General features: G+C 44.3%; 15 protein-coding genes. 9 read left to right on the top strand and 6 right to left on the bottom strand.

Annotated features, from left to right (window positions below; genetic code table 11):
* The first annotated feature begins 147 nt into the window (after positions 1-147).
* On the top strand, positions 148-1548 hold the full coding sequence (gene trkA / locus DV872_RS02575) for a Trk system potassium transporter TrkA (RefSeq protein ID WP_114628281.1): 1401 nt from the start codon (positions 148-150) through the stop codon (positions 1546-1548).
* Positions 1549-1552: 4 nt separating this feature from the next.
* Positions 1553-3010, top strand: coding sequence for a TrkH family potassium uptake protein (locus DV872_RS02570; protein WP_114628280.1), 1458 nt, complete (start codon positions 1553-1555; stop codon positions 3008-3010).
* A gap of 69 nt (positions 3011-3079) precedes the next feature.
* On the opposite strand, the gene DV872_RS02565 is transcribed toward DV872_RS02570, so the two are convergent.
* The 4 genes from DV872_RS02565 to DV872_RS02550 form a co-directional block, all read right to left on the bottom strand.
* Complete coding sequence (locus DV872_RS02565) at positions 3080-3829, bottom strand: sulfite exporter TauE/SafE family protein (RefSeq protein ID WP_158546796.1); 750 nt, start codon at positions 3827-3829, stop codon at positions 3080-3082.
* A gap of 24 nt (positions 3830-3853) precedes the next feature.
* On the bottom strand, positions 3854-4753 hold the full coding sequence (locus DV872_RS02560) for a fructosamine kinase family protein (protein ID WP_114628278.1): 900 nt from the start codon (positions 4751-4753) through the stop codon (positions 3854-3856).
* Positions 4753-5220, bottom strand: a complete 468-nt coding sequence (locus DV872_RS02555) for a low molecular weight protein-tyrosine-phosphatase (protein WP_114628277.1) — start codon at positions 5218-5220, stop codon at positions 4753-4755. The genes DV872_RS02560 and DV872_RS02555 overlap by 1 nt, the downstream gene beginning before the upstream one ends.
* Before the next feature lie 119 nt (positions 5221-5339).
* Positions 5340-6632 (bottom strand): pyridoxal phosphate-dependent aminotransferase, encoded by a 1293-nt coding sequence (locus DV872_RS02550; protein WP_114628276.1) that lies wholly within the window; start codon positions 6630-6632, stop codon positions 5340-5342.
* Positions 6633-6942: 310 nt separating this feature from the next.
* Here DV872_RS02550 and DV872_RS02545 point away from each other — a divergent pair, with 310 nt between their 5' ends.
* From DV872_RS02545 to trpA, 7 genes are all read left to right on the top strand, one after another.
* Entirely contained in the window at positions 6943-7704 is a 762-nt protein-coding gene (locus DV872_RS02545) for an exodeoxyribonuclease III (protein ID WP_114628275.1), read from the top strand.
* Positions 7705-7772: 68 nt separating this feature from the next.
* The gene (locus DV872_RS02540; RefSeq protein WP_114628274.1) at positions 7773-8420 is read left to right on the top strand and encodes a rhomboid family intramembrane serine protease; all 648 of its coding nucleotides are present in this window, start codon (positions 7773-7775) and stop codon (positions 8418-8420) included.
* Positions 8421-8587: 167 nt separating this feature from the next.
* A complete protein-coding gene (locus DV872_RS02535; protein ID WP_114628273.1) occupies positions 8588-9994 on the top strand; it encodes an anthranilate synthase component I family protein in 1407 nt (468 codons plus the stop codon).
* Positions 9991-11592 carry a bifunctional anthranilate synthase component II/anthranilate phosphoribosyltransferase gene (locus DV872_RS02530; protein WP_114628272.1) on the top strand — a complete coding sequence of 534 codons (1602 nt, stop codon included), beginning with the start codon at positions 9991-9993 and terminating at the stop codon, positions 11590-11592. Before DV872_RS02535 ends, DV872_RS02530 begins: the two co-directional genes overlap by 4 nt.
* The gene (locus DV872_RS02525; protein ID WP_114628271.1) at positions 11589-13019 is read left to right on the top strand and encodes a bifunctional indole-3-glycerol phosphate synthase/phosphoribosylanthranilate isomerase; all 1431 of its coding nucleotides are present in this window, start codon (positions 11589-11591) and stop codon (positions 13017-13019) included. Before DV872_RS02530 ends, DV872_RS02525 begins: the two co-directional genes overlap by 4 nt.
* A complete protein-coding gene (gene trpB / locus DV872_RS02520) occupies positions 13006-14226 on the top strand; it encodes a tryptophan synthase subunit beta (protein ID WP_114628270.1) in 1221 nt (406 codons plus the stop codon). Before DV872_RS02525 ends, trpB begins: the two co-directional genes overlap by 14 nt.
* Entirely contained in the window at positions 14216-14959 is a 744-nt protein-coding gene (trpA, locus tag DV872_RS02515; protein ID WP_158546795.1) for a tryptophan synthase subunit alpha, read from the top strand. Before trpB ends, trpA begins: the two co-directional genes overlap by 11 nt.
* Before the next feature lie 35 nt (positions 14960-14994).
* Here the strand turns inward: trpA and DV872_RS02510 are convergent, their stop codons facing one another.
* Both DV872_RS02510 and DV872_RS02505 read right to left on the bottom strand, forming a co-directional pair.
* A complete protein-coding gene (locus tag DV872_RS02510; protein ID WP_114628268.1) occupies positions 14995-15360 on the bottom strand; it encodes a hypothetical protein in 366 nt (121 codons plus the stop codon).
* Between the two features lie 290 nt (positions 15361-15650).
* Positions 15651-16037 (bottom strand): hypothetical protein, encoded by a 387-nt coding sequence (locus DV872_RS02505; RefSeq protein ID WP_114628267.1) that lies wholly within the window; start codon positions 16035-16037, stop codon positions 15651-15653.
* Between the last annotated feature and the right edge of the window lie 90 nt (positions 16038-16127).

Genomic DNA, 16127 nt, shown 5'->3' with positions numbered 1-16127 from the left:
CTTGTGCTCTCTTTGAAAGACTCTGAAGAGTCTCTGAATTCTGTACCTTTTCCATAACACAATATATAAATATTTTTTGAAACGCTGTTTTATATATATTCATAGAAATTGACAAGACTGCAGTTATGTGAGTATTCTCTTCGAAGTATGTATATCGTAATATTAGGTGCCGGTAGAGTGGGAACACAGCTGGCCAGGCAATTGATACTGGAAAAAAAGGACGTGGCTCTCATTGAGAGGGACTCTGAAAAAGCCAGGGACGCAGCCAACAAGCTGGACTGTCTTGTCATCAATGATGAAGGCAACAACCTGGAAAGTCTTACAAAAGCCGGTATACAAAAAGCGGATATCTTTGTCAGTGTAACTGCCAGTGATGAGACAAACCTGATAGCCTGCGGTCTTGTATCCGCAGAATATGAGAAGGTAAAGACCATCGCCCGGGTCAGAAATCTTGATTATTCCCGGACAAAAATGATATCCAACTCTTTTCTTGGAATCGATCATGTTATTAATCCTGAAATTGAAGCAGCTAAAATCATAAGCTACGCCATAAGTCATGGTGCCCGAAGCGATATAATGCTGTTTGAAAATACAAGTCTTCAGATGAGAAACCTCACTATCCGTAAAGACTCCATCTTTATCGGCCAGAGTCTCAAGTCTGTACGGCAGCATATGGACTTTGCCTTTCTTATCGCTGCAATTCTCAGAGATGATCACTATATCATCCCCACTGGAGATACTGAGATAAAGGAAGGAGATCAGATTTACATAATCTCTTCAGAAAAGGGATTTGAAACAATTTTCGACCTTGAGGATCTGGGTAAATCTGAACTGAACAGAATAACCCTGGTAGGCGGCGGCCATATATCTGCCTATGTTGCCGAAGAACTCCTTGATCAGGAACCGGAGAGTCATTTTGGAAAAACCCGTCTTGGGCGTCTTCTGAATAAAAAGCAGAAGAAATCACTCCAGATCATCGAAAAAGATTATGAACGCTGCAAAGAGCTTGCGGAACGCTTTCCTCAGGCCCTTATAACTCATGCGGATGTTACTGAAGACAACTTCAACGAAGAAGATTTTCTGGATGATACAGATCTGATTATTACGGCAACCAATAATCAGGAATTGAACCTGATTACCGGGATCTACGCCAAGACCCTTGGTGTAGATAAGGCAATGGCCCTCGTTATACGTAACAGCTATAGAACTATAGCTCATAACCTGGATATTGATGTTACAGTCTGCCTGAATGATACAGTTGTAAACTCTATCCTCAAGATAGTCCGTAAGGGAAATATAAAGAATGTTCATGCACTTTCAGGTGGTAAACTTGAAGTAGTTGAATTTCAGATTGAAGAGGATTCACCTATTGCCGGAAAAAAGATCATCGATCTGAAACTTCCGGAGAAATCCCTGATCATCTTCCTCTCCCACGAGGGGCAGGATATTATTCCCAGAGGGGATACCGTAATCAAAAGCGGTGATTATGTAGTGCTGATTCTGGAACGAGAATCTGTAGCCCGCATGGAAAAGCTCATATCCGGATAAAACAATGAAAATGAAACTCATCTTTCATGTTCTGGCGATTCTTCTTGTAATTATTGCACTGTTCATGATCATCCCCGCAGGGATCGCCTTCTTTTATGGAGAGACCGAAAGCCTTAAGGCCTTTCTTCTCCCTATTGTATTTCTGATACCCATCGCGGCGTTTGTCTATTTTTATACACGCAGTAATAGAAACAGAGTCATGAGTCCGCGAGACGGTTTCATGCTTGTCTCCCTGGCCTGGATCTCTGCATCAGCCCTGGGAGCCCTCCCCTTTTATCTCTCTGGAGCCATACCGAATTATACGGATGCCTATTTTGAGACCATGAGCGGTTTCACAACTACCGGAGCATCTATCCTTACTGCCATCGAGGGTCTGCCCTACTCCATCCTTTTCTGGAGGAGTCTTACACACTGGCTGGGTGGAATGGGAATTGTTGTACTTACTGTAGCAATCTTTCCTCTTCTGGGAATCGGAGGCCTGCAGCTGCTTAAGGCAGAAGCTCCGGGACCTTCGGTTGACAAGATAACACCTAAAATCGCCCATACAGCTAAATACCTGTGGTTTATCTACCTGGGACTCACTGTACTTGAAACTATTCTCCTTATGCTGGGTGGAATGAACTTATTTGATTCCCTGACCCATGCATTCGGAACTATGGCAACCGGGGGATTCTCTCCAAAAAATACAAGTGTAGGTTTCTACGATTCGGCCTGGATACACTGGGTAATAACCATCTTTATGATTCTTGCAGGCATGAACTTTGCCCTCTATTTCAAACTGCTTACCGGTAGAATCAAGGATGTTCTGATAGATACCGAAATGAAGGCCTACCTCGGGATTTTTGCGATCGCTTCACTGGCTATAACATTTTCTCTATTAAAACATGATGTTTTTGATGGATTTTTTGAAGGTCTGCAGTACGCGGCATTTCAGGTGGCATCCATAATAACAACAACCGGTTTTGCGACTACAGACTATGATATATGGCCTGAATTCAGTAAAACCATCCTCTTCCTGATGATGTTTGTAGGCGGATGTGCCGGGTCAACCGGAGGTGGTATGAAGGTTGTCCGTATTGTGACTCTCTTCAAACTCTCTGTAAGAGAACTGAAAAGACTGATTTATCCCAGAGCGGTTTTTCATCTGAGACTCAATAAAATGGTGGTTCGTAAAGATATCATCTCTGTAATCACAGGATTTGTATTTCTGTATGTAGTGAGCCTGCTGGTTACAACGGTTGTTGTTTCCGGGGGGGGGTATGATATACTGACCTCCTTCTCCACAGCTCTGGTTACAGTTGGTAATATCGGTCCGGGTTTCAATCTTGTAGGTCCTACCATGAATTATTCATTCTTCCAGCCCGGAATTAAATGGTTCCTCAGTCTGGCGATGATGATGGGACGTCTTGAGATTTACACAGTTCTTGTACTCTTCACTCCCCATTTCTGGAAAAAGCTCTAGTTCTTTTGAGTTTATCAGTTTTATGAACTAATAAAGTTTATGAACTAATAAAGTTTATGAGCCCCGGGATTATCCAAGAAAAAGTTTAATTGTACCCGCAAGCGTGCCCAGGATAATAAACAGTCTGAAGGGTCTTTCGGGGATTTTCTTAACAAGTTTTAAACCAATAAATAATCCAAGAAGTACAAAGGGAGCCAGTGCCAGAGAGATTTTCAATGTCTCCCAGGTCATTGATTTCCAGACCAGAGCATGCACCGGAACTTTAATAAGGTTTACTGTAAAAAAGAAGACCGCACCGGTTCCTATAAATACCATCTTGGGCAGATTCATAGACAGAAGATAGAGAGACATAATCGGTCCGGCCGCATTTCCCACCATGGTTGAGAATCCACCTGTAAAACCGGCAGCCCCATGAGCCAGCCAATGATCAGGCAGCTTTATTCCCGTCTTTGAAAACTCTTTAATCAGCATCAGAATCAGACATATCAGAATAAATATGGCCATTACCATCATGAAAACCCTGTCCGGTACCATCTGACCCATTATCATACCGGCTGTAAGGCCCAGCAGTGTAGACGGGAGCAGCTGCCTGAGATAAGACCATTTAATGGATTTGCGATAAATATAAACAGAAAAGATATCTCCCAGGATTAATAGGGGAAGTACGGTGGATGCAGAAGTTCTCCCTCCGAAATAAGAGGCAAAAATAGGAATAACAATGATATTGATCCCTCTCAGACCTGCCTTGTTTCCTCCTATGGTCAATGCACAGAGAGCCAGTATGATAAAGTCTTTCCAGGTCAGTATTTCGCTAAGCAATGTAGTCTCCTTGATGTAGTATATTCAGGCATATTTCCGGGCGATACTGAGTACAGAGCCCGCATAGCTTCCACCGAAAAGATTCAAGTGATTCAGCATATGATAAAGATTGTAAAGATCCATACGTTCCGTAGAACCGGGCTCCAGAGGCCACTCTTCATTATAAGAACTATAGAAAACCGGGTCATAGGCACCAAAAAGGCGTGTCATTGCCAGATCAGCTTCTCTGTGTCCGTAATAGACGGCCGGATCAATGATACAGGCTCTCCCCTGAGGTCCTGTTATGAAATTCCCTGACCAGAGATCACCATGCAGAAGACTGGCACCCCCCTTATCACAGGGGATCAGTATCTGATCAAGATTATCCATTACAGATTGTACAAGGCTCTGCATAAAAGAGTCTGCCAGCCCACGGTCCCTGGCCATTTTCAGCTGATATTCCAGCCGGCGGATTCTGAAAAAATCAATCCAGTCATCCAGAACCGAGTTGACCTGAGGGCTGGCGCCGATATAATTATCCTCAGTGAATCCGCATTGGGAATTCCGTCCGTATCTATGCATTCGTGCCAGTGAACGTCCAAAGTCTTCCCAGAAATTATTGTTTTTTGCTGCGGGTTCAAGATATTCCATCAGGAGAAAAGAAAAAGAGCTGTCAATTCCGTATGCCAGAACTTCAGGGACTGGCGGCGCTTCAGCGACTGAAGCCAGGGCGGAAAGGCCTGATGCCTCCCGCAAAAACATTTCTTCACCCTCAGAATTATTTCTCTTGATAAAGAGTTTTCGTCCCGTACTGAGTGTCAGAATACTGCAGCTGTTGATACAGCCTCCGCCGACTCCCCTCTCCCCTTTAACAACACATCCTGTTTTCTCAATGGAATTAAGAGCTTCAGTCAGTGAGTTGAAACGGGGCAGAGGTTTATCCATCAGGACAGTTTTTCTTTAAGCTCGTTCACAAGAACTTTGCAGCTTCGATCTACAATTTCAAATACGGTTTCAAAACCTTCGGGTCCACCGTACCAGGGATCGGGTACATCTGTCCCGCCTTCCGGGTCCCACTCTCTCATCAGATGGATTTTGTCCTTATGCTCAGGTCCTGCAAAGCCCTCTATGTCATTCAGATTTTCCTTATCCATAGGAATTATCAGATCATATTCATCCAGATCGGAGGGTTGAAACCGGCGGGCATTGTGATTGATCGTAACACCATGATCCTCTGCCGTCCGGCGCATCCTCGCATCAGCAGGCTCACCCACATGCCAGGCACCCGTTCCGCAGGATTCAGTAAAAATATCCAATCCCTCCTGAGCCGCCCTGTGTTCAAACACAGCATGGGCCAGGGGAGATCGGCATATATTTCCAAGACATACAAACATAACTTTTAAATCACTCATAATGAGTATTATATTCAGAGTTCCTTTCAGGGGAAAGGGGAAAGTTTAAGTTCCGAATTCTTGAGAATGCAGATATGCTTATTCCCTGTTTCTTCTGCTGCTACTTTATCAACTGTTCATTATCCAAGCATTTGTGTTAGAGATTCAACCAGAGTATTCCAGATCCCCACCCTCTTTTCATCATCATTCTCCAGTAGAGTGACCCTGAATCCCGGCAGATCGGAACAAAAGCCGCTCAATGGAACCGTACAGATCCCTGTGGCCCCCAGCAGATTATAAACAAGTTTTTTATCAGGAGCAGCATTCTCCATGGGAATAGACAGAAAGTCCTCCACCGCCTTATTCATAGGAAGATGCTTAAAGCTATCAAGAGCCTTCGGATCAATCAGAACTGTCAGATAAAAAGCACCTCTGGGAAGATTAACCCTCACCCCTGGAGCCTTATTCAGAATATCAACAGCCTCAACTGCACGGTCGGCAAACATGGAAGCTCGTCTCTCCAGATGAACTTTATAGCGTGGATCGCCCATAATAAGAGGTATGGAGAGCTGAGGCAATGTTGTGGAACAGACCTCCAGCCGTTTGGCATTGATCAGGGTCTGGATAAAACTTTCAAAATTGGAATCTCTGTGCCGATTGAACACCTCCAGCCAGCCGCACCTGCCCCCGGGCCAGGGATATTCCTTGCTTATACTTCGCATTGCTATAGCGGGGACCTCTCCGATCACCTCACTTAGATGACAGGGTATACCACCGTTGTACACAATGTGAGCATAGGTTTCATCACAGATTACAAAAAGGTCGTAGCGCCGGGCTATATCTACAATCTGACTGAGAACCTCAGGAGGATAGACCGCACCCGTCGGGTTATCCGGATTGATGAGTAAGATTCCGGCAATGGAATCATTGTAGCGCACCTTGTTTTCAAGGTCTTCCAGATCGGGCATCCAGTTATTTTCAGGGTCAAGTTTATAGGTAGTATGACTGTATCCTGAATGAGCCGCTTCGGCAGAGGAGAGTGTCGAGTATGCCGGTGAGGGACCGATAACCCGGGCTTCCCGCTTTAAAAATGCAAAAACAGTGGAAACTGCGTCACCCAGCCCATTAAAGAAGATTATATCGTCTTCTGTAATCCGGCAGCCTCCCCTTTTATTGACATTTTCAGAAAGAAATTCCCTAGTATGCCTGTCACCTTCTGTGGCCGTATAGGCATAGGATCTGCTTTCTGAGACAAGCCCTGTAATAATTTCTCTGATCCAGGGGGCAATCTCTTCACCCTTCTGTACGGGATCACCTATATTTTCATAGATGACAGAGACTCCCAGTTCCTCAAGCTTATGAGCTGTCCCTACAATTTCCCGAATTTCGTAATGGAGCTGATCAGCCCCTTCCCAGACAATATTTCTTCTCATTCCAACCTTCCTTCCACCATGGATTATCGGGGATGCAGCTGATTTAAACAAAAAAAAGCCGCGATCCCTGAGGAACCGCGGCGGTTTTGACAATCTTTGAACTCGTCAGCCTGCGATTCCATGTTGGAATGCCGCCGCTGCCGCTGCGCTGAGAATACTGTTTGTGTACAGATCTGATCGCTTGTTCATTACGCGTATCGTAATCTCATGCTTTATTTTCGTCAAGAGGGTTGATTTCAGATGGCCCGGATCTGATGATTCCTCTTTTAATTAGGGCTTCATAAGTGTAAACTCTGCGGGCGAGGTGATTATGAAAAAACTGGTATCCTGGAATGTAAACGGCATCAGAGCAGCCGAAGGTAAAGGGCTCTATGAATGGATGGATGAGTTTAATCCGGATATTCTCTGTTTACAGGAGACTAAGGCCCAGGAAGAACAGCTCAAGGAACATTTTCTGAATAGAGAAGGTTACTCAAGTTATTTTCTCTCGGCAGAGCGCAAAGGATACAGCGGTGTAGCACTCTACTCCAAGGAAGAACCTCTCCGTGTCTCTCCCATTGGTATAGAAGAATTCGATGCCGAAGGCAGGGCGTTGATTGCTGAATTTAAAGACTATACCCTTATAAACTGCTATTTTCCCAATTCACAGCATGAAGGAAAAAGGCTGGAATATAAACTCCGGTTCAATCAGGCACTCAAAGAGAGGGCTGATAAAATAGTAGAAGAAGGGGGAAATGTCTTGATCTGCGGAGACTTCAATGTTGCCCATAAACCAATTGATCTGACTCACCCCAAAAACAATGAGAAAAACCCCGGATATCTGCCTGAAGAAAGGGCCTGGATGGATGAGTTTATCGACAATGGATACACAGATACCTTCAGAGTTTTCCATAAAGAACCGGAGCAGTACAGCTGGTGGTCCTATCGTATGAAAGCCAGAGACAGGAATGTGGGCTGGCGTCTTGACTACTGGTGTGTAAATAACAGCTTTATTGAAAAAGTGGGAGATTCCTGCATTCATCAGGAAGTATTGGGAAGTGATCACTGCCCTGTAGAAATTATTCTAAAATGATTGATTCACCAGAAAACCTAAAAAATCTCACTCAGAAGCCGACAATCGTAGAAGGAGAATGACAAGAGATGAGATTGAAATATAATGCCCCTGTATCCCTTACCTTTGGACTGATCTGTACTTTTATCCTGGTTTGCGACCAATATCTTGTCCCCGGACTGGTACAGGGAGTGTTCACTGCAGAGGGAGCACTGACTTTTCAACTGGATGACTTTCCTGCTTATATACGTCTTATGACCCATGGGTTCGGACATGCAAACTGGGATCACCTGCTTCAGAATCTCACATTCATCCTTCTGCTGGGCCCCGTGCTGGAAGATAAATACGGTTCCGGCAGAGTTGCATTTATGATGCTGATCACCACAATGATCAACGGCCTGCTGAATGCACTGTTTTTCCCTACAGAACTGCTTGGTGCCAGCGGTATTGCCTTTATGATGATTCTTCTAACCTCTTTTGCAGGTTCTAAAGAAAAAGAGATCCCCATCTCATTCCTGGCAGTACTGGGTCTTTATCTTGTAAAAGAATTTCTTAATATTTTCAGGAATGATGATATATCCCAGATGTCTCATATTGTAGGAGGTGTCTGTGGAGCTATATACGGTCTGTTCCTTAATTTCTTTACACAGCTTCCAGCCAAAAAGGGTAAATCCGGCGATTCAAAACCTGCCCCGTCATCAGGCGGTGCTGGTGCAAAAGAGACTATAATCCAATAAAACCCTGTGGGACTCATAGTTAGTTTTCAGAGTTATTCCTTCCTTAAGTACCCATGGGGAGTTCATAAATAAATTACAAAGAGTGTTTCTATTGACAGAAGCACTCAAATCTTATATGTTTCTACTCATAACAACGTTACTACTTAAAGAAACATATAGGATTAATTATGACGGATATAAATAAGCGCTATTACCGTATAAAAGTTCCTGGAGACAAGTTCACTCCCTGTGCTCTGGCAATCAAGCTGAATGCCAGGTGTCTTTTGGAGTCTTCATCCCTCTCAGGCGGTCACTCCCGCTACTCCATCCTCCTTGTTGATGAAGCCTTTCGAATTATTCAGGAAAAGGATGTAGTCTACAGACAGTCTTCTAAAGGCAAACACAGAATCAGCCATAACAATGAAGATATACTTCATGTTCTTCAAAAACTTGCCGCTTATCACGAAGATGTGGAAGAAGAATTCCCAGTCCCCTCCGGCGGAATTGGTTTTCTATCTTTTGAGTTCGCTGCCTTCTGTGACGACATTTCATTTGTAGACAGGGAAGATGCACTTGGCCTTCCTCTGGGGGAATTTATATTCGGTCATATCGTACTGGTATTTGATCACTATACCGATGAGATAACTCTTATAGGATTAAACTACCCGGATTTTGAAGTCAATCTGGAAAAAGCTGTTGAAGCTGTCAAAGCCAAAATCTTTGACTTTGACTTTAATTACCTTACAGAACAGAACAACAGCAGCAAAGGGACACTCCTCCCGGACCCTGAAAGTGAAAAAGACTACACGAAGATGGTTAACACCCTCAAAGAAGAAATTATCAAAGGAAATCTTCTACAGGCTGTCCCCTCCAGAAGACTCACCGTTCATACAGAGCAGAGTGCCATGGATGCCTATAGAAACCTCAGATCCAGCAATCCTTCTCCCTATCAGTTCTATCTTGATTTTGACGGATATCAACTTCTGGGAGCCTCTCCCGAAGTACATGTGAAGGTGGGTCATGGGGAAGCCATTATACGTCCCATCGCCGGAACCAGAAGACGGGGCAGGAATGAGAAGGAAGACAGGGCTCTGGAAAAAGAACTTTTAAGTGATGAGAAAGAGAAAGCCGAACATCTTATGCTGGTAGATCTTGCCAGAAATGATCTGGGCCGTGTCTGTGAAGCCGGGAGTATTGAGATAACAGAAATGATGATTGTTGAGCGTTATTCCAAGGTCATGCATATTGTATCGGAGGTCACAGGGCATCTGAGAGCTGATGTGAGTGCAGCTGATGTTATCAGAGCAACTTTTCCTGCCGGGACAGTTTCGGGTGCACCGAAAATCCAGGCCATAAAGACCATATCAAAACTCGAAAAGATCAACCGCGGTTTTTACGCAGGTTTAGTAGGGTACTTCGGATGTGATGGCAGTATGGACAGCTGTATAACCATAAGATCCGCTCTTAAAAAAGGTGAATTCCTCTATCTCCAGGCGGGTGGCGGAATTGTTTATGATTCAACAGCTGAACGCGAACTTGAGGAAACCAAAGAAAAGATGAGGGCCATGGCCCTGGCAGCAGGAGTAGAAGTATGATTGCCCTTATAGATAACTACGATTCATTTACTTTCAATATATATCAGTATCTGAAGGAGATTACCGAAGAGGATGTTCAGGTATTCCGTAATGATAAGATCAGCCTTTCCGAGCTTGCCAATATGAACCCTGGAAAAATTATTATTTCCCCGGGTCCCGGGCGGCCGGAGGATGCAGGGATATCTCTGGATGTAGTAAATCATTTTGCAGGGAAAGTACCGATCCTGGGAATCTGTCTCGGACACCAGGCCATTGTCCAGGCTCTGGGGGGTAATATTGTTTCTGCTGCCCGCATAGTTCATGGAAAAGTAGAGGAGATGGAACATGACGGAAAAGGTATTTTCCGTAATATGGCCTCCCCCGCCCGATTTACCCGATACCACTCTCTGGCTGCGGAAGAATCCAGTCTACCCGAATGTCTTGAGGTAACATCCTCTTCCTCGGACGGTGAAATTATGGCTGTCAGACATAAATCCTTTGTTCTTGAGGGTGTACAGTTTCATCCTGAATCCATCGGAAGTGAAGACGGTAGAACCCTTCTTAAAAACTTTCTGAAATATAAGAGAGAACCTCTGAATAAACCGGGGCTTCTCAAGAAACTTCTGGCCGGACAGGATCTGGATGAAAAAGAAGCCGAAAATTTTATGGATGAACTCACCGAAGGCAGTCTCTCAGAATCATTCATTGCAGCCATTCTTACAGCCCTGAACGCAAAAGGAATCAAGGCCCATGAAGTTGCCGGATGTGCCAGGATACTGCAGAAGAAAAAGAAATCTGTAAAAGTTCCCGGAAAAACAATAGATACCTGCGGTACAGGCGGCGACGGAAGAGGGACCTTCAACATATCCTCATTTTCAGCCCTCATAACTGCTGCTATGGGAATTCCTGTTGCCAAACATGGAAACAGAGCAGTCAGTTCTAAAAGCGGTAGTGCCGATTTTTACCGAAGCCTTAAAATACCTGTTGAAACTGCTCCTGATCAGGCTGCAGAGATGATCAGTAAAACCGGATTCTCATTCCTCTATGCTCCTCTTTTTCATGGAGCCATGCGCCATGCAGCACCTGTCAGAAAAGAACTGGGAATAAAAACAATTATGAATCTGGTCGGTCCCCTCTCAAATCCGGCTGAAGCAGAATGCCAGCTTATGGGAGTCTATGATTCCGAACTCTGTCCTGTTATGGCCAGAGCCGCCAGATTGCTGGGTGTACAGAGAGTCATGACAGTTCACAGTCAGGATGGACTTGATGAAATATCACCAGCAGCACCCACAAGAATCTTTTTCATCAATCAGGATGGAATTGAAACTGATACAGTATTTGATCCGGCATCAATGGGAATCAAAGGCTTTAAAACGGATGACCTGAACGGCGGCAGCGCCGAAGATAATGCAAGAATGGCAGTATCCATCCTTAAGGGACAGGGAAATCAGGCCTGTATTGAAGCCTGCTGCCTTAATGCCGGTGCGGCAGCCTTTGTCTACGGAAAGGCAGATTCCATAGAAGATGGTTATGCCATGGCAAAAACTAGCCTGGAGGAAGGCAAGGTTCTCAGACTTGTTCAAAAATTAAGACAAATCAACAAGGATATTCAGAAATGAAGGATATCCGCAGAGAAATTGCCGATAAACGTGAGCTGAGAATTGCATCCCTGGGTCATGAAGAGGGATTTGTTATTCCTGAAAAAAGACTGCATCCCCTCAGTTCTTTTACACAGGATAAAATGCTGATCTGTGAAGTAAAGCGCAGCAGTCCCTCAAAAGGGAAGATTGATGAAATACCCTCTGCGTCAGTTCAGGCTCAGATGTATCAGAAAAACGGAGCTGCCCATGTCAGTGTGCTGACAGAACCCGATTACTTTTCCGGATCACTGAATGATCTGATGGAAGTAAAGGCAGCCTGTCCCGATCTGGCTGTTCTCAGAAAGGATTTTCTCCTGTCTGTTAAAGATATTAATATATCCTACAGAGCCGGGGCCGATGCCTGTCTGCTGATTGCATCACTCCTGGAGCAGGATCTTCTTATAGCCATGCATATGCGCTGTGAGGAACTTGGAATGGCCGCTCTGGTTGAACTTCATTCAATGGATGATGTGATAAAAACGAAAGATTTCAAACCCGGACTTGTAGGGATCAATTGCAGGAATCTTAAGAACTTCAGGATCTATCCTCTGCAGCCCCTGAAGATTCGCAGTCTCATAGACTGGGATTGCCGTGTTGTCTATGAATCAGGAATACTTAAAAAAGAAGACGGGGCATTTGCCTTGAATGCAGGATTCTCCGGCCTGCTGGTGGGAGAAGGGGTTGTCAAAAATCCCGGACTCATTTCAGAGCTCAAGAATATTTTGACTCATGAGAGTACAACTGTGTCAAAAGATCCCTGGACAAAACTGTGCAGTCGATGGAGAGCCGAGAAACCACTTGTAAAAATCTGCGGACTCACAAATAGAGAAGATTTCGAGCAGGCTGTTACACTTGGAGCAGATCTCTGCGGGTTTATCCTGGCAGACTCTCCCAGGCAGACGACTCCTGACTTCATCAGATCACTGCCGGAATCAGAGGCACTTAAAGTGGGTGTTGTTGTGCTGGCTGAGAATGAAAATCTGCCTGGAGAGATTACATCTCTGGTAAAAGATGGATACCTGGATCTGATTCAGTATCATGGAAAAGAATCATCAGAAACCGTTGCAGTGATTGAGGGATACAAGGCTCTCAGAATTCGATGTGAGGATGATCTGGATAAGATGACAGAGTATTATCCCAGGCCCTCTCTTATAGATGCTTTTTCCGCACATCAGGCCGGTGGTACTGGAAAACAGATTTCACCTGAGCTGGTTCAGAAGGCTAAGGAGAAGGGAGAACTCTGGCTGGCCGGTGGACTTAATCCCCGGAATATCAGAAAGGTTCTTGAAGATTTTGAACCGGATCTTGTAGATTTATCCAGCGGTCTTGAAGCCTCTCCAGGAAAGAAAGACCCTGTAAAAGTAAAAGCATTTTTCAAGGAGATTGAATCCTATGCCGCGATATAATGATTTTTTTGGTCCCTATGGGGGACGTTATGTCCCAGAAGTTCTGCAGCCCCCCCTTGCAGAACTGGAAAAAGCCTTTCAGGAAGCTCTGGATGATCCTGAGTTTATAAAAGAATTTGAAGCATTCTGTAAGGACTTTATTGGTCGTCCCACCCCCCTTCTGCCGGCAAAAAATGCATCAAAGGCTCTCGGTGGAGCCCAGATCTACATAAAGATGGAAGGACTCGCCAATACAGGTGCCCATAAGATCAACAATGCAGCCGGTCAGGCACTACTTGCCAAAAGAATGGGTAAGAAGAGAATTATTGCCGAAACAGGAGCCGGGCAGCATGGTGTTGCCACTGCTGCAGCCTGTGCCCGGCTGGGACTCCCCTGTGTGATATATATGGGAGAAGTGGATATCCGCAGACAGCATCCCAACGTGTACTGGATGGAGATGTACGGCGCTGAAGTGAGACCGGTTTGCTCGGGTTCCAGAACCCTTAAGGATGCAGTGAATGAAGCGTTCAGGGACTGGACGGCTAATAGCGTTGATACCCATTATCTTCTGGGTTCTGCACTGGGTCCCTCCCCCTACCCTGATATGGTCAGAGAGTTCCAGTCTGTTATTGGAAAAGAGATCAAAGAACAGGCTGATTTCAGAATAGATACAATGATTGCCTGTGTGGGCGGCGGTTCCAATGCCATAGGTTTTCTGTCACCCTTCCTGGATAATAAAAAGATCCGTATGATCGGTGTAGAAGCCGGAGGCAGAGGAAAGGGTGTGGGCAATAATGCTGTCCGCATGGCCGATACTGGACGCCCCGGAATTATTCAGGGTTATAAAAGCCTTTTCCTTCATGATGATGACGGACAGGTACTGGATACTCACTCCATCTCAGCCGGTCTGGACTACCCGGGCATAGGCCCTCAGCTGGCAGCTCTGGGAGAATCGGGACGAATTGAGTTTACAGAAGCCGGAGATGATGAAGCCCTGGAGGCACTGCAGTTTTTTGCAAAAAATGAAGGGATAATCTTTGCCATGGAATCTGCCCATGCCGGTGCGGCTGCCATGAAAATAGCAAAGGAGATGTCCTGTGATCAGAACCTGATAATCAATATGTCCGGCCGTGGTGACAAAGATATCTTTATATCAGCGGCTGCACTGGATGGTGAGAACTGGAGAAATTTCCTTGAAAAGGAGAGCAGGAGGAAGTATGTCGACTAAAATTGTATCTCACTTTATTGCCGGTTATCCTGATATGGAAGGGTCTCTGGAAACCGCCAGAGGTCTGGCAGAAGGCGGAGCATCCTACCTGGAAATGCAGATCCCCTTTTCCGACCCTTCGGCGGACGGGCCTGTTATTGAAAATGCCTGCCGACTGTCACTTGAAAAAGGCTGCACCGTTGATGGAGCCATGAACTTGTTGAAGACCCTCACAACGGAACTGGATATCCCGGTCTTTCTGATGAGCTATGGAAATATACTCTTTGCCAGAGGGATGGAATCCATGGTAAAACAGGCCAAAGCTGCAGGTGCTGCCGGTCTTATCATCCCCGATCTTGTCTATGGACGAGATGAAGGTCTCTATGCTCTGGGAAACAAAGAAGGGATCTGTGTTGTTCCGGTCATCACTCCTGCGGTTTCTGCATCAAGACTGAAGGAACTGACAGATCTTGAACCAGAATGGATCTATACTGCCCTGAGAAGCGGAATTACAGGCAGTTATACAAATATTGATGAAACCAATCTTGGTTTGCTGGATAGTCTGAAACTACTGAAGTCGAAGGTAATGGCAGGATTCGGTATTAAAAGTCCGGAACAGGTCAGGCTGCTGGCGCCTCACTGTGATGCGGTAGTTGTGGGATCGGCGATTGTGAGTGCTGTTACAGAGGCAAAAAAGAACAACATGCCTCCTAAAGATGCGGCAAAAAGCATTATTGAAAAGTTATTAGAATAATGCAATATCAAATTTGACTGCTTGACTCAAAGTGATCAATCTTCACTAAAGGACATATAACCACTGCTATCAATATAAAAAGTATAAGACTTATTTGATTCTACTGTAACAGGTGTTGTGTAGTATCTGGCAGATGAATGGTCTGTATCACTGTCATAAATTACGTAATAGGTTCCAGGGTCACTACTGGTATATGAACTAAACCCTCCAGAAGGAATAAACATCCAGTCTGTAACTGTTGTGAATCCTCCAGCATCAACAGTACCAAGAGCTCCATACACAGAGCTCCAGTAGGGGTCCAGGTAACCCCGAACCTCAGGATCCTCTACAAGAAGTTTGTCACAAGACATTGAAAAGGTAAGGACACTGATGGTTAACAAAATATAAATTATTTTTTTCATAGAATCCCCCAATAGATTTATACTTAAACATTAAACAATCCATCAATAATCATTCAAATTTCTATTGGAATTAGTTATAGATAATGGTATGTGTTTTTCATATTTTTGTGCAATTGGAGTATTTTTCATCATTAGATTTGATTGGACATTCAGAAATTGATATAGAAATGTAGAATTTGACTAGAACATAAGCTTACTTTTCAATGAAGTAATGCAGTGATTTAAAGATTTGCTAGAAAAAAGGCTGCGTCACAATAGTTAACAGCCTTTAATATTAAGAATAATATAATTTAGTTATCTATTGCCAATACAAAACTGCCAGCTGCAGTAAAGCTTATTGTATATTTCTTATCATTTTCAAAATTATATGAATAAGTTGTCCAAACAGTAGCTCTACTGTGATCTGAGTCAGTATCCTTTAGAACTGTATATGAACCAGCACTGACTGATGTATATGAAGTGTAATTACCACCGTCGGCGCTTACCCAAGAACTCTCAGTAGTAAATTGTTCAGTGTCGATACTATATGTACCCAATGCACCATAGGTAGTACCCAGAGTTGGATCAATATAAAACCTAACTGCTGGATTTACTGGATCTGCCGACGCTGTTTCATCACAGGACATGCTAAGCAATCCAAGTGAAATAACTAATAATAACAATAAAGATTTCTTCATAAAGCCTCCAAAAATTTTTAAAAGTAATAGTAAACCATGTCGCAATTAAAATCCATTTGTTTTTTGATAATAAGTCGTGTCGCATTATAT

Origin of the sequence: Oceanispirochaeta sp. M1, assembly GCF_003346715.1 — a bacterium.
Taxonomy (GTDB): Bacteria; Spirochaetota; Spirochaetia; order DSM-2461; family DSM-2461; genus Oceanispirochaeta.
This window is presented reverse-complemented; position numbering and strand designations above follow the sequence as displayed.